At 67.0% G+C, this 21,936-nt stretch carries 18 protein-coding genes; 1 reads left to right on the forward strand and 17 read right to left on the reverse strand.

Translation table 11 applies throughout. The features are described from left to right. Positions 1–29 precede the first annotated feature (29 nt). The 6 genes from hutI to AC1U7O_RS09030 all read right to left on the reverse strand — a co-directional run bounded on the left by hutI (position 30) and on the right by AC1U7O_RS09030 (position 5,406). The gene (gene hutI, locus AC1U7O_RS09005) at positions 30–1,319 is read right to left on the reverse strand and encodes an imidazolonepropionase (RefSeq protein ID WP_479894389.1); all 1,290 of its coding nucleotides are present in this window, start codon (positions 1,317–1,319) and stop codon (positions 30–32) included. Positions 1,320–1,405: 86 nt separating this feature from the next. Then, on the reverse strand, positions 1,406–1,744 hold the full coding sequence (locus AC1U7O_RS09010) for a hypothetical protein (protein WP_479894390.1): 339 nt from the start codon (positions 1,742–1,744) through the stop codon (positions 1,406–1,408). A gap of 53 nt (positions 1,745–1,797) precedes the next feature. Then, entirely contained in the window at positions 1,798–2,148 is a 351-nt protein-coding gene (locus AC1U7O_RS09015; RefSeq protein WP_479894391.1) for a hypothetical protein, read from the reverse strand. 336 nt (positions 2,149–2,484) lie between these two features. Then, complete coding sequence (locus AC1U7O_RS09020) at positions 2,485–2,730, reverse strand: sulfurtransferase TusA family protein (protein ID WP_479894392.1); 246 nt, start codon at positions 2,728–2,730, stop codon at positions 2,485–2,487. Between the two features lie 14 nt (positions 2,731–2,744). After that, positions 2,745–3,275 (reverse strand): DsrE/DsrF/DrsH-like family protein, encoded by a 531-nt coding sequence (locus tag AC1U7O_RS09025; RefSeq protein ID WP_479894393.1) that lies wholly within the window; start codon positions 3,273–3,275, stop codon positions 2,745–2,747. Positions 3,276–3,399: 124 nt separating this feature from the next. Then, positions 3,400–5,406: a monovalent cation:proton antiporter family protein gene (locus AC1U7O_RS09030; protein ID WP_479894394.1), complete on the reverse strand. Its 2,007-nt coding sequence runs from the start codon at positions 5,404–5,406 to the stop codon at positions 3,400–3,402. A 127-nt stretch (positions 5,407–5,533) separates the two neighbouring features. Here AC1U7O_RS09030 and AC1U7O_RS09035 point away from each other — a divergent pair, with 127 nt between their 5' ends. Continuing rightward, a complete protein-coding gene (locus tag AC1U7O_RS09035) occupies positions 5,534–6,220 on the forward strand; it encodes an HAD family hydrolase (RefSeq protein ID WP_479894395.1) in 687 nt (228 codons plus the stop codon). A gap of 21 nt (positions 6,221–6,241) precedes the next feature. On the opposite strand, the gene AC1U7O_RS09040 is transcribed toward AC1U7O_RS09035, so the two are convergent. From AC1U7O_RS09040 to AC1U7O_RS09090, 11 genes are all read right to left on the reverse strand, one after another. After that, on the reverse strand, positions 6,242–7,900 hold the full coding sequence (locus AC1U7O_RS09040) for a capsule assembly Wzi family protein (protein ID WP_479894396.1): 1,659 nt from the start codon (positions 7,898–7,900) through the stop codon (positions 6,242–6,244). Positions 7,901–8,169: 269 nt separating this feature from the next. Further along, on the reverse strand, positions 8,170–10,218 hold the full coding sequence (gene rhaD / locus AC1U7O_RS09045; protein WP_479894397.1) for a bifunctional rhamnulose-1-phosphate aldolase/short-chain dehydrogenase: 2,049 nt from the start codon (positions 10,216–10,218) through the stop codon (positions 8,170–8,172). 207 nt (positions 10,219–10,425) lie between these two features. After that, positions 10,426–11,511 (reverse strand): WD40 repeat domain-containing protein, encoded by a 1,086-nt coding sequence (locus AC1U7O_RS09050; protein WP_479894398.1) that lies wholly within the window; start codon positions 11,509–11,511, stop codon positions 10,426–10,428. A 23-nt stretch (positions 11,512–11,534) separates the two neighbouring features. Then, the gene (locus AC1U7O_RS09055; RefSeq protein WP_479894399.1) at positions 11,535–13,409 is read right to left on the reverse strand and encodes a hypothetical protein; all 1,875 of its coding nucleotides are present in this window, start codon (positions 13,407–13,409) and stop codon (positions 11,535–11,537) included. 2 nt (positions 13,410–13,411) lie between these two features. Further along, complete coding sequence (locus AC1U7O_RS09060; RefSeq protein ID WP_479894400.1) at positions 13,412–14,380, reverse strand: GDP-mannose 4,6-dehydratase; 969 nt, start codon at positions 14,378–14,380, stop codon at positions 13,412–13,414. Continuing rightward, the gene (locus AC1U7O_RS09065; RefSeq protein WP_479894401.1) at positions 14,377–15,645 is read right to left on the reverse strand and encodes a glycosyltransferase family 4 protein; all 1,269 of its coding nucleotides are present in this window, start codon (positions 15,643–15,645) and stop codon (positions 14,377–14,379) included. Before AC1U7O_RS09065 ends, AC1U7O_RS09060 begins: the two co-directional genes overlap by 4 nt. Before the next feature lie 146 nt (positions 15,646–15,791). After that, positions 15,792–17,090, reverse strand: a complete 1,299-nt coding sequence (locus tag AC1U7O_RS09070) for a GumC family protein (protein WP_479894402.1) — start codon at positions 17,088–17,090, stop codon at positions 15,792–15,794. Positions 17,091–17,097: 7 nt separating this feature from the next. Then, positions 17,098–18,444, reverse strand: coding sequence for a polysaccharide biosynthesis/export family protein (locus AC1U7O_RS09075; protein WP_479894403.1), 1,347 nt, complete (start codon positions 18,442–18,444; stop codon positions 17,098–17,100). A 252-nt stretch (positions 18,445–18,696) separates the two neighbouring features. Continuing rightward, positions 18,697–19,296 carry a transposase gene (locus AC1U7O_RS09080; RefSeq protein ID WP_479894404.1) on the reverse strand — a complete coding sequence of 200 codons (600 nt, stop codon included), beginning with the start codon at positions 19,294–19,296 and terminating at the stop codon, positions 18,697–18,699. Between the two features lie 28 nt (positions 19,297–19,324). Further along, complete coding sequence (locus AC1U7O_RS09085) at positions 19,325–19,930, reverse strand: helix-turn-helix domain-containing protein (protein WP_479894405.1); 606 nt, start codon at positions 19,928–19,930, stop codon at positions 19,325–19,327. Next, entirely contained in the window at positions 19,858–21,936 is a 2,079-nt protein-coding gene (locus tag AC1U7O_RS09090) for a hypothetical protein (protein WP_479894406.1), read from the reverse strand. The genes AC1U7O_RS09085 and AC1U7O_RS09090 overlap by 73 nt, the downstream gene beginning before the upstream one ends.

Raw genomic sequence — 21,936 nt, forward strand, 5'->3', positions numbered from 1 at the left:
CACGATCGACCACGCCGCGAGGCTCCGCGTCACAAGGGGTCGGCCGCCCGCCAGTCCGGCCTCGCATAGACAAGCGCGCCCGCCTTGATCGCCGCAACGCAGTGGTTCATCCCGAAATAATAGGGAATCTCCCGGTAGTCTCTGAGGTCCATGATGACCACGTCGGCCTGTTTGCCGGGCTCCAGCGAGCCGAGCCGGCCGCCGCGCCCCAGCGCATGGGCGCCGTTGATCGTCGCGGCGACGATCGCCTCCTCCGGCGTCATCTTCATCCCGGCGCAGGCGAGCGAGAGCGCCATCTGCATGTTGAGCGTGGGCGAGCTGCCGGGGTTGAAGTTCGTCGCCAGCGCCACGGGCACCCCCGCGTCGATGAGGCGGCGGGCCGGCGCGGCGGGCCCCTCGTTCAGGTGGAAGGCCGCCCCCGGCAGCAGCGTCGCCACCGTGCCGGCTCCCCGCAGGCATCCGATGTCGCGCGCCCGGAGGTGCTCCAAATGGTCCACGGACAGGGCCCCGAGGCCGGCCGCGAGCGCCGCGGCGCCGGAGGGGGCCAACTGCTCCGCATGGACCTTGAGCTTCAGCCCCGCGGCGGCCGCCGCGCCGAGCAGCGCGCGGGTCTCCGCCGAAGAGAAGTAGCCCCGGTCGCAGAAGACATCGAAGCATTCGGCGAGCCCGCCGCGGGCGGCCTCCGGGATCAGCCGGTGCAGCCAGAGGGAGAGATAGGCCGCGCGGCGCGACCGGAACCGTGCCGGCACGGCGTGGGCCAGCAGCGTCGGCACCACCTCGACGGGACTCCCGGCCGAGGCCCGGCGGATGGCGCGCAGCAGCTTCAGCTCCTGCGCCGGCTCCAGGCCGTAGCCGCTCTTGACCTCGACCGTCGTGCTGCCGTGGGCGAGGAAACGCGCCAGCACCGCCGCCAGACGGCGGGCCAGGGTCCGCTCCGAGGCGGCCCTCGTGTGCCGGGCGCTGGCCTGGATGCCGCCGCCGGCCGCGGCGATCTGCTCGTAGCCGGCGCCTCCGATGCGGGCGACGTACTCGCCGACGCGGGAGCGGGCGAAGAGCGCATGGGTATGGGAGTCCACGAACCCCGGCAGCACGACCCGTCCGCCCACGTCGAGCACCAGGGCACCGCGCCCCGCCGCCCGCGCCGGCCGCGCCCGCCCCGCGGCGACCGCGGCGATCCGTCCTCCGCGGATCAGGAGGCTCCCGCCACGGACGAGGCCCACGTCCGCCATCCGCCGGCCGGCCCGGGGTCCGGCCGGCCCGGCGAGCGTGAGCACCTGTCCGCAATCCACGAGCAGGATGGGGCGGCGTCGCGAGGGCATGCGATCCTTGCGGGGGCGACGAGGGAACGGCGGCCCTACGGTACGGGCCGCCGTGCAGGATGTCAAGGCGAGGCCGGCCGGCGCCGTCAGCGGCCGGTCGGGGCGAGGGCGCAGGCGGCGCAGCCGGCCGTCGTGCACCGCCAGGCCCGACCCTCGACGCCCGGCGGAGGCGGCACATTGTCGCTCGGCCGGTAGCGATGGTACCAGGTCCGCTGCAGGTGCATCGCCTCCTCGGCGGAGCCCGCATACGCGAACCAGAAATAGCGGTAGCCGGCCCCGCGATGCCCCACGATGGCGCCGGCCACGTCCTGGGGACTGGCGCCGACCAGGTCGGCGGTCTTGCCGTTGCGGGAGAGGATGAACGCGCCCCCGCTCCGTTTCGTCACGAAGAGATGCAGGTACCTGAGGTTGAACGGGCCTGACATACGGGCCTCCCTGTCCGGGTTCGAATCGAGGCCGTCCGTGGCGCCATCGGCCGTCAGCGGCCGGCGCCGACGGACGGGACCGGCACGATCCGGATCCGGGACAGGGAGGCGAGCAGCTTTACCGGATTGGAGATGTCGCTGCCGAACGGCACATAGAGGAGCGCCCGCCTCGCCTGGACGCCGGCCATTAGCCGACGCACCTCGCCGATGTCGGCGGGAGAGAGGACCTCCCGGTTCCGCACCACCGCCAGGACCCGTTCGAGCGCCGTGTCCACCACCAGGCCATCGGGCCGACCGCTCTCCTGGTTGACCAGGGGCTCGACACGGGACTCGTCGGCTTCGGCCATCACCCTGCACGTCAAGTCGAACACGACCTCGTCGAAGACCAGTGCGCTGCCCGTCATTGGTCCACCTCCTTGGTCGAGTGCACTGTCGGGGTCCGTCGGGAGAGTCGGAAGGCGAGGGAACGAGCGAGGCCGACCGCAACATCGGGGAAGACGCTGCCGCTCATCGCATCGCGCCCCCTTGAGGATCGAAACACCGCAGGATGACCCCTTGTACCAGCCTGAACCGTCAAAATCAAGCAAAAAACACCATATGTAGAAGGCATCAAGGATGCCACCCTTAGGGGTTGTGGGTTGACGGAGGCTTTCCTGTTGGTCCGCGGCGGGCAAGCTGGGGATAAAAAAGCCGGAGCACCCCTCGGCACCCCGGCTCGTGGCTCCACGGTCAGGTTGGAACTACTTGGTTTTCTTGACGAAGGCCTTGTAGATGCGCTTGCGCTCCTGCTCGGTTTCCTCCAGGCCGACCATCTCGTGCCCGGTCGTCTGACACCAGGCCGGCATGTCTTTCTTGATGCCCTCGTCGTCCGAGATGACTTCGAGCACCTGTCCCAGGGTCAGCTCCTTGATTTTCTTGCTCGTCATGATGATCGGCATCGGGCAGAAGTACCCGAGCGTATCGAGCGTGACGTCTGACTGAATCACGACGCGCTGCTCCGTCAAATGAACAGATTCACGCTGCCCTGCCTGGCCTCGGCCAGGTAGGTGCTCACGCCGGCGAGCTGGTCCACGCCGTCGATCAGGGTGTCCTTGGTGATCCCCATGAGGCCCATGGTCGTGGTGCAGGCGATGAACCGCACCCCGAGGTCCTGCGCCGTTTCCATGAGCTCGGGGATGCCCGGCATGCGGTGCTGCTTCATGACGGTCTTCATCATCCGGGTCCCCAGCCCCCCGAAGTGGAAGCGGGAGAGGGGCAGGCGGTCCGCGCCGCCCCGGTTCAGCAGGCCGAACATCCGCCTCAGCCAGTCGCGGGCGCCGCTCGCGGCTCCCTGCTTCCGGATGGCGTTCAGCCCCCAGAAGGTGAAGAACATCGTGACCTGCATGCCCATGGCGGCCGCGCCGGTCGCGATGATGAACGCGGCCATGACCCGGTCCATGTCGCCGCTCAGCACGACGAGCGTCACCCGGTCGGGCTTGGACTCCTTCAGCTCGGCGAGCGCGACGTGTGGCTCCACTCCGGTCTGGCTCATGGGCACCCCCTTGGCTCAGGGGCCTCGCACAGGAGGGGATCGAACCGGCGGCACCGAGACCCGCCGTCACTATACGGTGCGCTCGTTTTCCCTGTCAAGGCACGGGGATCGAGCCCTTCCCGCGTCAGGCTTCCTTGCTGTCGGCCAGGAGCCCCACGGCCCGCCGGATCTGGTCCCGCGAGCCGAGGAGGACCACGATGTCGTCCGGTTGCAGGCTGGTGCGCGCGGAGGGGTTGGACTCGGTGACGCCTCGGCGGGTCAGGGCGATCACCGAGGCGCCGGTCCGCGGCCGGATGGAGAGCTGGCCCAGCGTCCGGCCGACCGCCGGGGAGTCCGGCTCGATCCGGCAGGTGTCCACCTCGACATCGGTCAGCGTGCCGCCCCGGAGGTGGTGGGCGAGCTCCGGCAGGGCGGTGCGCCGCAGCAGAGCGTACCCCTCCCGCCGCACCTGCTCGGCCTTCTGATGGATGAACTCCGGCGGCAGCCGGTAGGAGCGCAGGACCAGGGCGAAGATCTCGATGGAGGTCTCGAACTCCTCCGGCACCACCTCGTCCGCGCCGAGCTGGTGCAACTCCTCGATCTCCTTGAGGTACCGCGTGCGGACGATCACGTGCAGCGCGGGGTTCATCCCCTTGGCGATCTTGACCGCCCGCCTCGTCGAGAAGGGGTCGGAGATCGCCATGACGAGCACCCGCGCGTCCTCCACCCGCGCATGCCGGAGCACGTGGGGATTGGTCGCGTCGCCGTAGTAGATCGGCATGCCCCGCTGGGCTTCGGCGCGGACCAAGTCGCCGTTGAGCTCCAGGACGACGAAGGGAATCTCGGTGTCCAGGAGCACCCGCGCGACGTTGCGCCCGTTGAGCCCGCAGCCCACCACGATCACGTGGTCCTTGATCCGCAAGTGCCGCAGGTCCTGCCGCTCCATGTGGGCGGTCGTCTGCCCGGGGAACCAGTGCCGGAGCCGCTGCATCGCCTCGGCGCGCCGGGCGAGCCGCGGCGCCCCCTGCATCAAGAGGGGCGTCACCACCATCGTCAGCACCGAGACGACCAGGAACACCTGGTAGGGCTCGTCCGCCAGGAGCCCCACGGCCTGTCCTTCCTGCGCCAGGATGAAGGCGAACTCCCCCACCTGGGCCAGGGCCACGCCGGCCAGCACGGCGGAGCGGGGCGGATAGCCCGCCGCCAGCACCGGCCCGGCCGCGGTCGCGAACTTGCCGACGAGCACCGCCGCGACGAGCCCGACCACGAGCACCGGATGCGCCGCCACGACGCGGACGTCCATCAGCATGCCGACGGACACGAAGAACAGGCTGTTGAAGGAGTCCCGGAACGGCAGGATCTCGGCCATCGCCTGGTGGCTGTATTCGGACTCGGAGATGATCAGGCCCGCGATGAAGGCCCCCAGCGCCAGCGAGAGCCCCGTGACGGACGTCAGCCAGGCGATCCCCAAGCAGAGGACGATGACCGTGAGGAGGAAGAGCTCGCGGCTGCGGCTCCGCACGATCTGCCGGAGGATCCGGGGCACGAGGAACCGGGCCCCCACGACGATGGCCGCCACTACCGCCGCCGCCTTCAGCAGCGGCAGGAGCAGGGCCGTGAGCGAGGTCTCCGCGGGCCCGGCCAGCATGGGGGCGATCAGCATCATCGGCACGACGGCCAGGTCCTGGACGATCAGGATGCCGATCGTCGCCCGCCCGTGCAGCGAATCCGTCTCCCCCCGCTCGGAGAGGGCCTTCAGCACGATGGCCGTGCTGCTGAGCGAGAGCAGGCAGCCCCAGAAGACCGCCTCGCGCCACGGGAGGCCGGCGGTCGCGGCCACGGCCGTGACCAGCAGCAGGACGCCCGCGAGCTGGAGGGGGGCGCTGATCAGGAGCACGCTCCGCGAGGCGGCGAGCTGCGTGAGGGAGAACTCCACGCCGATCGTGAACAGGAGGAGGACGACGCCGATCTCGGCCATGGTCTGGACCCGCCCGAGGTCCGAGACGAGGTTGAGCCCGTGCGGGCCGATGAGCGCGCCGGCGGCCAGGAAGCCGGCGATGGAGGGCAGCCGGGCCTTCTGGAACAGAAAGACCACCGTGATCGACACGGCGAAGATCACCAGCAGGTCGGTCAGGAGGTCGCGTTCCGCCATACGTCCTCGTTCGCCGGGGATTGTGGGGGCAAGGGCAGGATACAGGAGGGACCCTCGGTGGGCAAGGCGCGCTTGCCCGCGCCGCGCCCGCGTGGTACCGTGCCGCGGGCCGAGTCGGGAGGGGGGAATGTTGCGGGCCGTGATCTTCGACTTCAACGGCGTCGTCGCGGACGACGAGACGCCGCATTTCCTCGCCTTCCAGCGGGCGCTGGCCGAGGAGGGCCTGACGTTGCTTCAGGAGGACTACTATGGCCGGTATCTCGGGATGGACGAGCGCAATTGCGCGACCGCCCTCCTGGCCGCCTCCGGATGGACCGATCCCGCCCGGCTGGCCCGGATCCTGGAGCGAAAGGCCGCGCTGTTCAGGGAAGAGACGGCGGCGAGGAAGCCGCCGCTGTTTCCGGGAGTGGTGGAGTTCGTGAAGCGGGCGGGGGCGCGCTATCGGCTGGCGATCGCCTCGGGGGGCAGGAGGGAGCAGATCGCGTTCGCGTTGAGGGAGACGCCCGTCGAGCAGGACTTCGCGGTCATCGTGTCGGCCGAGGATACGACGATCGGCAAGCCGGACCCGGCCGTCTATCGGCTGGCGCTGGCGCGGCTGAACGCCTCGGCGCCGCCGGCCGAGCCGCCCATCGAACCGGGCGAGTGTCTGGTGATCGAGGACTCGCTGGCCGGCATCGAGGCGGCCCTGGCCGCCGGCATGACGGCGGTCGCCGTCGCCACCACCTATGCGGCCGACCGGCTCGCGCGGGCCCGCCTCGTGCTGCCCGGGCTGGACGCGGCCGCGCTCGAGCGCATGGAAGCGCTGTTCCGGTAATCATCCACCGCCCCCGCCGCCTCAGAACTCCATCGTCAGCATCGTCCAGAGGAAGTTGTTGTTGGCCACGACGCCGGAGGCGAAGGTCTGCGTGTAGGGCGTGAGCGAGGCGATCTGGCCCGGGTTGTCCAGGCGCTGGAAGGCGTAATTCACGCTGATGTGCTTGCGGGGCGCGAACCACCAGGTCAGGTCGAGGTCGAACTCCTTCTTCTTTTCGTGGACCGGGACGCTCATGCCGCGCTCGGAGTATTCGAGGTTGAGGCCGACCTGGATGTCCTCGCGGAAGAAGCGGCTGGTGCGCAGGAAGTAGTCCACCGCGTCGGGCCCCATCCAATGGCCGAGCGGATAGCCGCGGTAGCGCATGCCGCTCGTGTAGAAGAAATTGTTGTACCAGACGTTGGCCTGGCCGGTCCGGCGGTAGCTCAAATCGGTGTCGGCGTACTCGAAGCGCAGGTCCCAGGAATCGCCCGGAATCAACTGCGGGATGTAGAGGCCGCCCAGGATCGCCGCCTGGGTCGGCAGCGGAAACTTCGTCCACTTGTCCTCGGACCCGATCTCGCCGTAGATCTGCAGGCCGGAGGCGAAGGGCACCAGGTAGTTCACGTGGGGGACCTTGATCTTGAAGTCGATCATGGCCTGCTCGTTCACGTCCGTCTGTCCGAGGCTGTTGGTGGGGTTCGAAAAATAGCTCTCGAAGACGATCTTGGGGAACGACTGCGGGTTCCCCTCGCCGTTGAACTGGGTCAGGCGCGTCAGCCCCAGCTCCAACCAACTGGTGGGCAGGTAGCTGATGCGCAGCCCGAACAGCTTCGCTTTGGGGAAGTCCCGATCCTTGTCGAGCCGCGCGAGGAAAGTGTTGATCTTCCACTCGCCCAGCGGCTTGAAGACCCAGGGCAGGCTGAAGGCCTCCTCGCTCCCGAGCTGGATCATGTCCAGGGGAAAGGCATGGTCGGTCAGGAGCAGCGAGCCCCGGTACCCCGGCCCCCACCAGAGGCTGGAGCGTCCGATCTGCGCCGTGACGTTCCAGAGGGTGAGCTTCGCGTTGAGCTCCTGCATGTAGACGTTGTGCGCGTTGTTCGTCGGCCCGATGCCCAGGGCGTGCGGGTCGCTGATGAAGCGGGGCGTGGCGGTGATGGAGAAGGCGTCGGTGATCTCGACCCAGGCCCGGAAGTCCGACTGGACCTGCGGGCTGTTGGCGTAGTACTGGCCCATCCGGTTTTCCCGGAGACGGACCGTCTGCCCCCCGCCGACGAAGAAGGCGTCGCCCTCGACCTGGAGCCGGCCGCCGTAGCGGAAGGAGCCCCCCGGCAGGCCCAGCGACAGGCCGGCGGGCGCGCCGACGGGCTTGGGCATCGCGCCGAGGTCGACCAGTTCCGGCTCGAACTCCCGCATCAGCCGCGGGAGCAGCAGGCCGACCGTCGCCTCCTGCTGATCCACCTGAAACTCGGGGGTCGAGGCGTTCTCGATCGCGAGCGCGACGTACTTGGCCGCCTGCTTCCGGCTGTAGGGCTTGGCGACGATCATCGCCCGGTCCACCAGGCCCATCACCGACAGACGGTCGATCGCGTCGTAGGCCCAGTGATGGAGGGGGAGGTTCACCGAGGCCTGCGCCACGCTGCCCGTCGCCATCGCCAGGCCCAGCACAAGCAGGAGCGCCCAGCACCCGACCCGACGCTTCACTCCGTCCCGCTCCCTTCACCATCGCAGGGCCCCCCTGCGTGAGGACCCGACCGACCCGCTGTCCGTGGTCCCGTCACCCCCACGGGCCGCACGCAACTGACCCCCTGACCCTGTACCGCCCGGCCGGGGAGCCTGGAGAAGGAGGCGGAGGGGGTATCCGCTGGGAGCAGAGCCGACGTCCACAAGGGGCCCGATCGTCGAGAACCCGACCCTCGGAGCCGGCCGCGCCGTGTCCGAGTCGGCGCGGGCTTCCGCCGGGCGCCATCCCGCTATCTCGGGAAGGCCTCACGATTGCCGCCGTCGACCGGAATCATGGCGCCCGTGGTCTTGGCCGACCGGTCGGAGGCGAGGAACAACACGGCTTCCGCCACGTCGTCGGCGGTGATCTTGACCTTCAGCAGATTGCGGCTCGCGCAGTAGTCCTCCAGCTTGTCCACCGGCACGCCGTAGGTCGTCGCGCGCGCCTGACGGATCTCCCGGGACCAGAGGCCCGACCCGTCGAACACGGCATCCGGGTTCACCATGTTCACCCGGACGCCGAGCTCGGCCCCCTCGATCGCGAGCACCTTCGCCAGTTGCGCCTGCGCGGCCTTCGATGCCGAGTAGGCCCCGAAATGTTTTCCGGGGGCCAGGATATTCTTGGTCGCGACGACGACGATGTTGCCGCCGAGCCCCTGCTCCGTGAAGATCCGCATGGCCTCGCGGCAGACCAGGAAATGGCCGGTGGCGTTGACCGCGAAGCAGGCCTGCCAGTCCGCCAGCGAATGCGACGCCACGGGGGCGCTGTGGGCCACGCCCGCGTTGGACACCAGGATGTCGAGCCCGCCGAAGGCGAGCACCGCCTTCCGGAAGGCCGCGGCGACCGACGCCTCGTCGCTCACGTCCAGGGGGACGGCGACGGTGTTCTCCTCGCCGGAGGCTCGATTCAACTCCTCCGAGAGGCCACGGACCTTGACGCCGTCGAGGTCCGTCAGGACCACGGAAGCGCCCTCCGCCACAAACCGCTCGGCGATCGCGCGCCCGATCGCCCCGGCCGCGCCCGTGACCAGGGCCACCCGCCGCGACAGCGTCTTCTCCGGCGGCAGCAACGTCAGCTTGAAGTTCTCCATCGGCCAGTACTCGAAGTCGCAAAGGTCCTTCGGCGGCAGCGAGGCGTAATGGTCGAGCGCCGAGGCGTCCAGGATGACCCGCATCGTGTGGTGGTAGAGGTCGTGACAGATCCTGGCGGCGCGCCGATCCTTGCCCGTCGTGAACATCCCCAGACCGGGGACGAGGACCACCCGCGGATAGGGATCGAGCATCGTGACGCCGGGCGCCTTGAACTGCTCGACGTACCGGACGTAGTCACGCCGGTAGTCCTCCACCGCCTTGGCGACGGCGGAGGCAAGGCTTGGGCCGCTGTCCCCCGGAGGAATCTCCAGGAACAGCGGCTTCGGCTTGGTATGCAACATGTGATCGGGCGTGAAGGGGCCGATCTGCGACAGGCGGCGGGCGCGGGGATCGTTGACGAACGCGAGCGTCGCCGCATCGTCCTCGTAGGTCACCAGGACCCGCCGGTTGCGGCTCAACGCTCCCCGGAGGATGGGCAGCAATCGGGCGGCCACACGCCGCCGCTCCTCGACGGACGCCGTCCCCGACCGCTTGGCCGGGGGCATGACGTTCCGGCGGATGAAGCGCTCGGCCTCGGACACCACCCCGATGGTCCGCAGGTAGGCCCCCTTGGCGGTGTCGCCCCACGTGACGAGGCCGTGCTTGTCGAGCACGATGGCGTGCAGGCGAGGGTTGCGCCGATAGGCCTCCCCGACCATCTTGGCCAGGCGGAACCCCGGCCGCACGTAGGGGACCACGGCGACCCGCTCGCCGTAGACCCGCTTGAGCAGGTCATGACTCTGCGAGGTGTCCGTCAAGGTGCAGATCGCATCGGCATGGGTGTGGTAGACGTGGGCGGCCGGGACGAAGGCATGGAGCAGGGTTTCGATCGAGGGCTTCGGCGCCGTCGGCTCGATCGTGCAGCGGGTCTGGTAGGCGACCATCTCCTCGTCCGTCATCGCCTCCCGCTCCTCCAGGCGCAGCAAGTCGTCCAATCGGAGCGGCGTGAACTGCTTGGGGGTGATCGTCTTCATGTCCGACCCGCTGCCCTTGACCCAGAGCACCCGGACCTCCCGGCCGACGTGGTCCGTCGCGAGGACCTTGACCGACGAGTTGCCGCCGCCCCAGAGGACCAGCCTGGGCTCCGCGCCGATCAGCCTCGTGGCGTAGACCAGCTCGTCCAGCCCCTCAAGGCCCTTCGCCTCCCGGTCGGCCCAACGGCTTTTCATCGAGATCCTCCGGTTGATTCCCGGCTCCCGAGACCTTGAAGGGTCTCCCCTCGCATGTGGGGCCTTTATAAGCCAGTTGGGGCCGTCTGTCGAGCCCCACGGACGGCGGTGATGGGATGGCTGGACCCGGGAGCGGGAGCGCCGGAGGGAGCGCGGACGGTGCACAAGGAAGGGGGGCTCCGCCGCCGAGCACCCGTCGCCCTCATCCTATTGAGCGCGCCCCCCTCCCGCGGCGCGAGGTCCTTCGTCGTCGGAAGATGCGAACCGATAGAGGTACGCCTCGTGCAAGACACCCGCCGCGAGCGTCTTGCCCGAAGGGGAAAAGGCCAGGCTCGTGATCGGAAGAACGTGCTGCCTGGACCACACCACGCGGCTTTCCTTCGGCTCGATCACCTGGACCTTGCCGCTGTCGAACCCTACCGCAAGGTAGCGACCGTCGGAAGAGAAGGCCACGGCCGTCACCGCGCTCATCCCGACGGCCTCCACGAGCGGCTGCTTCAACCCGAAGAGGAATACTCCCAGCCTCCCGTCCCTCCGTCCATAGGCGAGGAGCGCCCCGTCTCGCGAGAAGGCCAGGCTCGTAACCTCGCCGCTCTTGCCCCCGTACCTGGGCAGGAGGTCCACGAGGTTGCCGCTCGCGCCGAACTCCCAGGCAACGAGGCCACCGCTGGCCATGCCGAGCACGAGGTACTTACCGTCAGGGGAAAAACTCAGGGCCGAAACCGGCTCAAATCGCGTCTTGGTCCGGATCATGCCGCCGGTCGCCGGGTCCATGAACCCCAGAGGGTAGCTGGGGTCCCGGCTTCCGGAGGCGATCCAGCGGCCATCCGGCGAAAAGGCCAGAGCCGTGATCTCACCGTTCTGGTGGATCGGGCGGGCCGTGACTCTCGTGGGCTCCTTCGACAGGAGCACCCGTCCATCCCCATCGCCCAGCGCCCACCCTTGCCCATCCGGTGCCACGGCGAAGGCGGTCACGGGGTCCGGGTAACGGAGCGTCCGGCTCACCTGGACCTGCTCGACCTCCCACAACTCCATGAGGCCGGAAGTACAGGCTCTCGGGGTGGGCTCGAACCGGTCGGCGCACCCCGCGATGGCGAGCAGGCGTCCCTGCTGGGTAAACGCGACCGTCTTGATCCGCCCAGGAAAGGCAAAACGGACCGGCGGTTGGGCGAGAAGAGATTCCTGTCCCCGGGCCAGCGGCCACGAGGATAGGCTCTGGCAGCCAGCGAGCAGCACAATGACCAGGCAGGCCGCCGTGCCCCGCAGCCCCCTCCCGATGTCGATCGCAGTCACCCATGCCCCCGGAGGCCCTTTCGTCAGTGCCATGCCTGCCTTTTATCCGGCTCCTCATGCTCCGCGTCCGATTGGTACAGGCCGTTTCGCGAGCCTTCTCCGTTACTCCTGGCTTGGAAGAGGTCCGTCAGCGAGGGCATGACGGTCACCGGCAGTCCGGTGGACTCGCAGTCCTGAATCACCCTGGCCAACCGGTCCGCCCGGACTGAGGGCATCGCGACGACGAGCTGGTCCACCCGGAATCGCTCGACGACGTCCCGGATCCGGTCCCGCCCCCCCAGCACCGGTACCCCGTGGATGATCCGGCCCTGCTTGTCGGGATCGTCGTCCAGGAAGCCCAACGGGACGCAGCCGAGCTTGGCGTTGTTCTGAAATTCCCGCAACGTCATCACGCCCGCGTCGCCGGCCCCCACGATCACGACCCGCTTGCCCCTCATGTCGGAGAGGCGGAACAGGTAATCTCGGATCACCCGAATGAGCACCCGGCACCCCGACACCAGAAGGAGCAGGGCCATCCAATCGACCACGAATACGCTCCGCGGGAACAGGTCGAACCGGAACAACATGGTCATGGCCGTCACGGCCAGCAGCGAACTCAACGTCACCGCCTTGGCGATGGCGATCGCGTCCTGGATCCCCAGATGACGCCAGACCCCCCGATAGAGGCCGCAGGAGGCGAAGACGAGCAGCTTGATCATGACGATCATCGGCAACGACTGGACGAGCACGCGGAAGTGTTCATTGGGGATATAACCTTCAAACCGGATGCCGAAGGCGGCCACGTATGCCAGACAGATGAGGCCCAGATCCAGCAGCACTTCCAGGATCCGGCGCTTGTGCATGAGGAAGATGTCCAGCACAGTGCCGCGGCTCTCCGCTTCCCGCACCCGCGCCTCGCCCTCCGTGCCGTACACGACGATGCCGCTCAGGAACATCCCGAGGTAGGAGATCCCGATCACTGTGAGCGTGCCGAGCAGCGCCAGCAGGAAACTGTTGTACCAGACCCCCAGAAACGCGATGGAGCCGCACAAGAGGCTGATGCCGTAGAAGAGCGTCACGGCCTTGCGCTCGGACAGGCCGAAGGCCACGAGCCGGTGCGAGGTGTGGTCCCGCCCGCCCTGGGAAATCGCCCGGCCGTTCAGCCAGCGCATGAGCGTCACGAAGGTGGTGTCGAAGATCGGGACGGCCAAGACCAGCAACGGCGCCAGGACCATCAGCAGGAGGTTCGTCGCATGTTCCCAATGGCCTTTCATTGTCAGAGATGTCAGCATGAAGCCCAGGAACATACTTCCCGAGTCGCCCATAAAAATGGAGGCAGGGTTAAAGTTGTAGACCAGGAAGCCCAAGGTGGCCCCCACCAGAATGGCCGAAGCGACGGCGACGGTGCCGCTGTCCTGGGTCAGGGCGATGAGGCAGAGGAAGAACGACGCGATACAGGCGGTCCCGGCCGACAACCCATCCATGTTGTCCAACAGGTTGAAGGCGTTGGTCAGGGCGACCAGGCCGAAGATCGCCAGGGGAATGAGCACCGGGGCAAGCCCGCCCGACGGGATGAAGGCGCCGAACGTCGCCAGGCTGGCCGCCGCGATCTGGAAAACGAGCTTCGTGTAAGGCTCGAGGCGGAGCAGGTCGTCCACCAACCCCAGGAGGAAGATGGCGGCCCCTCCTCCGACCAGGAAGAGGAAGCTGGGGTCATGGTCGGTCAGGAGGGCGAAGGGGACGGCGAAGGCGAGGAAAATGGCCACGCCGCCGAACAGCGCCGTCGGCTGCTTGTGCCACCGGTCGCCGCGTGGCTGCGCCACCAGGCCGCGCCGACGCGCGACCCACCGCACCAGCGGGGTCAAGACCAACGCCAGCGCAAGGGCGCTGAACGCGCCGATGAGCGAGGCTTCGACCATGGTCAGGCCGACCTCTGCGCAAAGTGCTCGTTGACGGACTTGAGAATGCCGTCCAGTCCGACCGTCGGCCTGTAGCCGATCAGGCGACCGGCCTTCTCCAACGAGGGGACACGTCGCGGCATATCCTCGAAGCCCGCCGTGTACGCCTGCTCATAGGGAATGAAGACGATGGGAGAGGAGCTTTTCGTCACCTCCTTCACGCGCTCGGCCAGCTCCAAGATCGTGACCTCCTCGGTGCTGCCCAGGTTGAAGATCTCCCCGACCGCGCCGGGGTGCTCCGAGAGCGCGATGATGGCCTGCACGACGTCGCCGACCCACGTAAAGCAGCGCCGCTGGCTGCCGTCGCCGTAGACGGTGATCGGTTCATGCTTGCGGGCCTGGGCGATGAACCGGGGCACGACCATCCCGTATTGCCCCGTCTGCCGGGGGCCCACGGTGTTGAAGAGGCGCACGACCACGGTGGGCACCTGCTTCTCCTTCCAGTAGGCCAGGGCCAGGAACTCGTCGATCATCTTCGAGCAGGCGTAGCTCCACCGGCCCTTGTCGGTCGCCCCCAGGACCAAATCGTCGTCCTCGCAGAAGGGCACCTTGCTGGCCTTGCCGTAGACCTCGCTCGTGGAGGCGATCATGACCTTTTTCTTTTTCTTGCCGGCGAGCTCCAGCACCAGTTCCGTGCCCTTGATATTGGTCTCGATCGTCCGCACCGGGCTCTCGACGATCAGCCGGACGCCCACCGCCGCCGCCAGGTGGATGATCACATCGGCCCGGTCCACCAACTCCGTGAGCGCCGACCGGTTCATCACGGTGTCCAGCACGTAGTGAAATCGGCGATCCGACTTCAGGTGCTCGATGTTGAGGATGCTGCCCGTGGACAGATCGTCGATCACCGCGACGTCGGCGCCGTGCTTCAGCAGCGCCTCCGCCAGGTGTGACCCGATGAATCCCGCCCCGCCCGTGATCAGGTAATTCATGCGTTGACCTTTTTCCCCCTCGTCGCTGCGTCCCGGCTCCGCGCTGGGACCGTGGGCTCACGCTCGATGGAACAGTTCCGCCCGCGAAGGCAGTTCTCGTACAGCGCCCGCATGTCCTCCAGCAGCCGCTCCTTGGAGTACCGTTGCGCGACGAAGCGGCGGCCCTCCTGTCCCATCCGCGCCATGGCCCCTCCGTCCGACAGCAGGTGTTCCAGAGCGACCCCCAGTCCTTCCTCGTCTCCCGGCTCCGCGAGGAACCCGTTGGCAAACGCGGTGAACACCGTCCGGCCACCAGCGCCCGCCATCGGCCTCCCGGCTCCGACCATGAGGTCTCGCACCCCCCCGACCGCCGTGGCCACGAAGGGAAGACCCGCCGCCATCGCCTCGATCAAGGCCACGGGAGTTCCCTCATTCTTCGACGTCAGGATGACGGCGTCCAAGCGGCGGTAGAGGTCCCCCATGTCCTGGCGCCACCCACAGAACTCGACTTGGGCGACAAGCCCCGTATCCCTCACGTACGCCTCGATATCCGCCCGCAGCTCTCCGTCACCCACGACGACGAGCCGGATGCGCCGCCCGCCCGGCAGCCTGGTGGCCACCGCATGGAACGCCCGGAGGGCGAGCAGGGGATCTTTGACCGGTACCAGTCGTCCGACGAACCCCACGATGAGCTCATCGCGGCGGGCACCGGTCTCCTCCATTGCTCGCCGCGCGGGCTGCGCGAGCAACGGCTCCAAGTCCAGCCCGATGGGGATGACCTGAAACTTATTGGCGGGCGCGATGCCATACCGCCAGGCCAGGTCTGCGAGCTGCGCCTCGCTGATCGCGACGATCCTGGTCGTGATCTTCGCCAGGAGGCGCTCGATGAGGAGAAATACCCTGGTCTTGAGCGGGCTGAAGTACCCGTGAAAGACATGGCCATGGAAGGTGTGGATCCTGACGGGTACGCCGGCGGCCGCGGCGGCCAGTCGGCCGAGCGTGCCGGCCTTGGCCGTGTGGGTGTGCACGATGGTCGGGCGCTCTCTTCGCAGCAGGCGGTACAGCTTCCACAGCGCGACCGGATCGTCCCACCAGGAGATCTCCCTGCCCAGCTCCGGAATGACGTGGGGAGCGACACCGTGCTGGGCGGCAAGGTAGGCCATGTCGCCTTCGGTCTTTCCGATCGTTCCGGTCACTAGGATGGACTGAAAGCGCCCGTCCTGGAGCCCCTCCGTGAGCAGGACCGTATGGATGGCCGGACCGCCGATGTTCAACCGGCCGATCACACGGACGATCTTGACAGACTGCGCCCGCCTCCTCGACGCCTCGCTCTCACGGATGGTCCCCCGCGAGTCTTGATCCCCGGACACCGGCTGCCGCCCCCTCTCCGACGTCACCGCCCGCCGACAGGCCATCGGTCCTGTGGCGCCCGTCAGCGGTGGAGATGTTCCGGTTCCTTCTCGAACTCACCGAACGCTCCGACTTTGCCGGCCGACCCGTTCGGCTCCGGCAGCAGCTCGCCGGCGCCGCTCAGGTAGGGAGTCTCGACACGGTCTTGGACCCGCAGTTGCTTCACATAATCCAGGAAGAAGGCCAGCAGGATTCCAAGGATGAGGGAAAGGGCGGCGGCCGCCTGCAGGTTCTGCATCGTCCTGGGCCGGCTCGGCCACGCGGCCGGCACGGCCCTGTCCAACTGTTGGATGGTCGGAACATCGCGCGACTCGGCGATCCTGGCTTGCTCCAGCATGCCGACGAGCATGCCGTACACGGACTCCTCGACCTTGACCTGTCGGGCGAGCCGTAGATAGTCCAGGGCGAGGGCCGGGGCCTCGGCATATTCGGTGAAAGCCTGTTTGGACAGTGGGAGCCGGGACCGTTTGCCACTGGTTCCCTGTATCTGGTTCTTCTCCATGTGGTCGAGCTGCCGGCGGAGCTCCGCGATCTGGACCTCGAGCTGATTGATCTGCGGATGGCTTGGGGTGGCATAGGACCGAAGCGCGGCCAACTCCACTTCCAACCCGACGATCTGGCTGTGGAGGTCGGCGACGGCGCTCATGGCGGCCTTTGTCTCTTCGGTCAGACTTATGGTGCGGTGCTCGGTCTGGAACGCTCGCAAGGACTCCTCCGCTTCCGCGAGTTTCTTGGTCTTCTCGGCCAACCGGGCTTCCAGGAAGGTCCGATGGTGCTTGGTGGAGGAAATCTGGAGCTCCTTGTGCAGCCGGTCCAACTGTTCGACGTAAGTGTTGGCGATCAAGGCACCTATCTGGGGATCCCGGGTCAGGACCGTGACCTCGTAGGTCTTGAAGGGCGAGGCCCGGACGTCGGTTTCGCTCTGCAGGGTGGCGATGGCGAGATCGAGGGACGTCGTGCCGTAATACTCCAGCAAGTTCAGTTCCTTGACCATCCGCTCCGCCAGTGTGCGGGAAACGAGCAAGGCATGGAGAATCTCCATGGTATTGGGACCGGATTTCTGCCCCGTCAGCATCTCCATGGCCATCCCTCCCCCACCGCCCTTGTCCTTGTCGCCGAAGGAGATCCCGCCCCCGCCGACCTGTTCTCTCGCCGGCAGCAGCGTGGCCTTGGCCTCGTAGAGGCGCGGGGATAGTTTGCACCAGACCCAGGTGCCGGAAACGGACAGGAGTACGAGGACGAAGATCATCAGCCAGTAACGCCGCAGGACCTTCCAATAGTCCAGAAGCGTTGCCTGTTTTGCCGGAATCGTACCGTCCATCGGTGGGCTACTTGTTGAAGGTGCTCAGGAACGCAAAGCTGGAAAAGACGAGGCTTGTGAGTCCCCCGATGATACCGACGTAATCGGAGGGAGTGGCGAAGTATTTCTGCTCCACCTGGATGGCATCGCCGTTAAACAGAACCGCGTCGGACCGGAAGGGCTCGACGGTGCCGTCGGCGCGGATAATGGTGGACCGGTCCAAGCTGGCCTGCAGGCTGAGCCCCCCCGCCAGTCCTAGATACTCCTCCGCTGTCCGGTCCGGCACATAGGCGAAGGCCCCGCCGGTTCGAACCAATCCATTGACGAAGACCCGTCGGATTGTAGAGGGAATGAAGACCTGGTCTCCCGCCTGAAGCTCGATGTCTTGTGTCCTATCACGTTCGTACAGCACCCGCCTGGCGTCCACGGGGATCTTCATCTGGCCCTCGGGAGACTTGGAATTCCGGATGATGTACACCCCTTCAAGATTCCACCAAGGACTCAGGGGGCCAACCTGGAGGAACAACTGGCTGAGCCGTTCACCCTCCTTGAGCTCGACCTCTCGGGGGGTGGAATTCTCGGTGACCTGCCCGGTCTGCGGGCTCGTCACCACCTCATTGGCGACCACGGACACCACCATCTGGCGGATCGGCGGGACGAACAGGACGTCGTCGTCCATCAGCGTGGGATTCTTCCTGTCATCGCCCTCCCTTAAGTAGGCGATCAGGTCTGCTTTGGGCCCCACTTGCCCGCCGCGCCGCACTTCCACTTCCCGCCAACTTCCGCCCGGCAGAACTCCTCCGGCTTCGGCGATCAGGTCCGATACCCGCCTGACCGGCGTGGCCAGGTAGGTGCCGGGGGCCACGACCGCGCCGAGGACAGAAACCTGGAACACTCTCAGCGTCGTCAGGCTCAGACCGCTCCGCACGTTCCGATAATACCGCTTCACTTCGCCGTCGATGAGCGCCTCAGCCTCGGCCAGCGTCAACCCCTTGACCTTCAGGTCGCCCAGCGTCGGCAGGCTGACCTTCCCGTCCGGGGTGACCCGCACTTCGTAGAGCGCCTCGAACTCGCCCCAGAGGTTGACGGTGAGTCCATCGCCGGGCCCAAGAACGTACTGGTCTGGCCGGACGGCCCGCGACAGCGCCGCCCCGCCCGGCAACCTTTCGAGGGAGGGGGTTGCCCCCTCCACCCCTATTTCCGCGCTGCCCTGCCCTCCTGCCGTACCTGCCCCCCCCTTACGCTGGGAGCCGGGGGGGCGGAACTTGCTGCCCTTGCCCTTCGCCCCTCCCTCCGTTCCCTGCGACCAGATGAGCGCAGGGAACCCGAGGGTCATTTGCAGAACGAGCAGGATGACGAGCGCCTTCGCAATCATAGCCTTCGCGGCTCCTTCGCTCACGCCCTCCCCCTACCTCGACAGCCAGTCTCTGTAGGTGGAACGGGTCGAGAACGCCGAGCCAATCTCATGCCCATCCAGGAGCGCCACACTTGCTTGCGTGAATCAATGTCGCCGGGATCATGGGGGTAAGGAAGCCTTGGAGTGATACCAGGGCATCGGGCCGTGTAGCCCGATCAAGGCCGCCCAGCTATAACATTCTGTTCCTAAAATGTCAAAATTTATGGCTCTTCAGGCTTTCGTGTGGGTTGGATAGAGATCCAGTCCTCCACAATGGAAGTAGATCGCGGTCTTGAAGTGCTCGACGTTGCGGAAGCCGCGAGCGGTGTTCTTGACCCATTGGATCGTCGCGTTGACGGCTTCCAATCCCGCATGGGTGATGCCATGCCGCAGATAGGTGAGCACATTGGGGAGGTGGCGCTGGATCAGCTTCGCCACCTCAGCCATCGGCCGCAGGCGGCTGTGCGGGGCGCGCCAGAACCAGCGGGCGAAGAACTTCTGGGCGGCCTCCCGGTAGGCATAGTCCCACAACTGGCGGAAGCGCTCCTTCAGGGCCCAGGCCCGGGCCACCTTGAGGTCACTGCGCGTGAGTGTGCGGAAGGTGGCCCGCTGCTCGGCCGTCATGGCCGTGGGCCGCATGAGCCAGAGGTATTTGGTTCCCGTCAGCCGACTATCGCCCGCCTGCTTCAAGGCCCGCTGTTCCGCCCGGCGCACCCCGTCCACGGCCTCATGCAGATGCTTGGCCAGATGGAACTTGTCGAACACGATCGTGGCTTCAGCCCCATCGAGGTGAGCCTGGGTCGACTGGATGGCGGGCGCCCACATGTCCATCGCGATGGCCTCAATCCCCACCCGTTGCTCAGGCGTCAGCGTGCCCCCAGAAGCCATCCACGCTTTCCTGCTTGCGGTCCTCTGCCACATACAGGACGCGGCTGCGTTCCAGATCCGCCACCACGGTGAGGGACCGATGCCCCTTCGCGATGGCCTTCTCATCGACACCGAGGTGTGCGACGACGTCCTGGGTGCGGCGGCTGAGCCCCCGGGCGACGGCGCGCGCCTCGATCCCCCAGGCCTCACCCCAGGTGAGGCGCAGCAGGCCGGCGGCCCCCTTCACCGAGCACTCCCGGAGCCAGTCAATGGCCAGGCGCTCGAACCAGGCCGTGAACTGACTGCCGGGCTCCGCCCAGGGCACCGTGATCTGTTTGACCCCATGGGTCGGACAGTTCACGTGAGGGAGGTCCGCCTGAATCCACGTCGTGAACTGGCAGGTATCCAGATGGCGCCACCGTCGACGCTTGCAGTCATAGCCCGGGACAGGCTCCTGACACGCGGGGCAGGGATAGGGCCCCGGTCCAGCCTCGACGGTCACGGTCACCTGCTGCCCCGTCACATTCAGTTCCACGTTGACCACGGTCCAGGGGGCTTTGAGCCCCAGCACCGCTTGATAGAGTTCGAGGTCGCGCATCGCTCGGGTCCTCCTTTCGAGGCCCCGAGCATAGCGCAAGCGGAGTCAGTGACCCACACGATTTCCTGAAGAGCCAAATTTATTAATGGCTTCGACGCCACGGCTCCGAGGTGTCTGCCTCCCGTCCAGACCAGATGCGAGACCGACCTCCGCGCTGCCGGCGACCTCGCCGCCACGGCTACCGGCCGCAGCCTTTCCTGCCTCCGCGGCAGGAGCGCCACGATCTCCCCATCCTCGAAGGCCACCTCGTACTCCGTCTGGAGAAACACCAGCAAAGGAGCCTCCAGCCCGGCTTGAAACCGGTTCGTCAACTCGAAGACCGAGGAGCCCGGCAGGGGCGAGCTGGTGAGGAAGAGCAGCCAGTGGGTCGAGGGGTTGTCCTCCGAAACGGCTGGAGTGAGATCGGCCCGGCGCGCCAGCACGATCGCGCGTCGCTCACGTAGATCCTGGATCACGCGCCGCATATCCGCCTCAGTGAAGACCGACGTCAGCGAAGGGAAATACAACAGCGGCTCAAGCCCGAATCGGAGATAAACGGGAAGGCGGTAATACTCCAGCTTATGCATGTAGTAAGGGCGATCTCGGCCGAAATGCTCGATTGCGCGCACGAGGCTGGCCTGGATCGCTTCCTTCGGGGAGCGGCCCCCGGGCGCAACGTGCCCTGCTCCCGCTTGTTGCGCGGAGACGATGCCTGGCTTGAGGTAGGGGAGAAACATCATTCCATGGAACAGTTGGAGCGGGAGGACGACCCCAACCACCATCAGCATCGCCAGCCAGCGGGTACCGCCCTGCCCGCGCAGGAGGACCGGAGCGCAGCGGACGGCGAGCAAGTATAAGGGGAGGCCACTGTAGGCGATGTGACTGACGTCTGCCTTGCCGAAAGCCGCCCGTTCCATCAACAGGATCAGGACCCCGTAAGCGAGGAGCCACACGGTCGACTCGTCCCATCCCCGGCTCTTCAAGGCCCGAAGGAGCATGACCCCTGTCCCCAGAGTCAACCCCATCATTGTGAGGGTCGGGAGGCTGGGCTCCACCGGAGTGTTCCATCCCCCAGAGGAGAATGTCACGATCGGCTGGAAGTAGGCTGGCAACGCCCTGCCCAGGGGGTCCATGAGACGAAAGAGGAGGACCAGGAGTCCGACCGACGCGAGAGGCACAGCCAGATGGACCAACAGCGACGTCGGCGACACCCGCTCCCCACGAGGGCACAGCAAGACCAGGAGACTGAGCGTCGCGATGCTGACCGTCGTCACCAGTCCGATCTCCGGCGAATAGCAGAGGGCCAACGTGACCAGTGCTACCGTCCCCGCGAGCCGCGCCGGCGCCGGGGCCCGAAAAGCCCACCAGGCGCACAGGAGGGCGGCGACGGGCAGCATGTGCCGAAGGATGGCATAGTTCAGCCCGGTATAGGGATTAAAGAAACCGAAGGCGAAGAACAGAAACCAAGCTTGGGTGGCACGGCGGGAGCTCAACAGGCTCGCGAGCGCGACGTACATCAAATAAAGCCCGGCCAGATAACTGGCCGCGTAATAGAGCGCGTAAGCGGGGCCGATCCCCATCCAGCGGCTCAGGAAGTATGCTGGATAGAGCATCGCCGGACCATAGAAGAAGTGGACATCGACGAAGGGGATCGCACCCGCCTGCATCCGGTAGAGGAGGTCCTGGAAGTACAGGGCCTCCGCGAAGACGAAGCCTTGTTTGGCCGCGTAGAGGGCCCAGAAGAGGAGACCGTGCACCCCCAGGATCGACCAGACAAGCGGGGGCGGAACCAGGGAGGTGGCAACGGGAACTAGCGGGGGCGTCGGCTCCGACTCGGCAGCTCCGGCAATGCAGTAGACCGAGAGTCCCAGAAACAGGAGATAGAGGGGGTAGGCGACCGAGTTGTTGTACCCCGACAGCGTGGATACGCTAAGCAGCGCACCCGGCTGCGGTACTAGGTAGGGAATGACGAACACTCCGGCGGCCAGGCCCCCGAGTGACAGAGGGAGGAGCAGCAGGCGGCTCAT

The organism is Candidatus Nitrospira neuquenensis (assembly GCF_979578155.1).

Bases quoted from the DNA above. Each gene is read 5' to 3' on its own strand.
- hutI (WP_479894389.1), bottom strand. From the start codon at position 1,319: ATGCCCTCGCGACGCCGCCCCATCCTGCTCGTGGATTGCGGACAGGTG.
- AC1U7O_RS09010 (WP_479894390.1), bottom strand. From the start codon at position 1,744: ATGTCAGGCCCGTTCAACCTCAGGTACCTGCATCTCTTCGTGACGAAA.
- AC1U7O_RS09015 (WP_479894391.1), bottom strand. From the start codon at position 2,148: ATGACGGGCAGCGCACTGGTCTTCGACGAGGTCGTGTTCGACTTGACG.
- AC1U7O_RS09025 (WP_479894393.1), bottom strand. From the start codon at position 3,275: ATGAGCCAGACCGGAGTGGAGCCACACGTCGCGCTCGCCGAGCTGAAG.
- AC1U7O_RS09030 (WP_479894394.1), bottom strand. From the start codon at position 5,406: ATGGCGGAACGCGACCTCCTGACCGACCTGCTGGTGATCTTCGCCGTG.
- AC1U7O_RS09035 (WP_479894395.1), top strand. From the start codon at position 5,534: ATGTTGCGGGCCGTGATCTTCGACTTCAACGGCGTCGTCGCGGACGAC.
- rhaD (WP_479894397.1), bottom strand. From the start codon at position 10,218: ATGAAAAGCCGTTGGGCCGACCGGGAGGCGAAGGGCCTTGAGGGGCTG.
- AC1U7O_RS09055 (WP_479894399.1), bottom strand. From the start codon at position 13,409: ATGGTCGAAGCCTCGCTCATCGGCGCGTTCAGCGCCCTTGCGCTGGCG.
- AC1U7O_RS09060 (WP_479894400.1), bottom strand. From the start codon at position 14,380: ATGAATTACCTGATCACGGGCGGGGCGGGATTCATCGGGTCACACCTG.
- AC1U7O_RS09070 (WP_479894402.1), bottom strand. From the start codon at position 17,090: ATGGACGGTACGATTCCGGCAAAACAGGCAACGCTTCTGGACTATTGG.
- AC1U7O_RS09075 (WP_479894403.1), bottom strand. From the start codon at position 18,444: ATGATTGCGAAGGCGCTCGTCATCCTGCTCGTTCTGCAAATGACCCTC.
- AC1U7O_RS09080 (WP_479894404.1), bottom strand. From the start codon at position 19,296: ATGGACATGTGGGCGCCCGCCATCCAGTCGACCCAGGCTCACCTCGAT.
- AC1U7O_RS09085 (WP_479894405.1), bottom strand. From the start codon at position 19,930: ATGCGCGACCTCGAACTCTATCAAGCGGTGCTGGGGCTCAAAGCCCCC.
- AC1U7O_RS09090 (WP_479894406.1), bottom strand. From the start codon at position 21,936: ATGAGCCGCCTGCTGCTCCTCCCTCTGTCACTCGGGGGCCTGGCCGCC.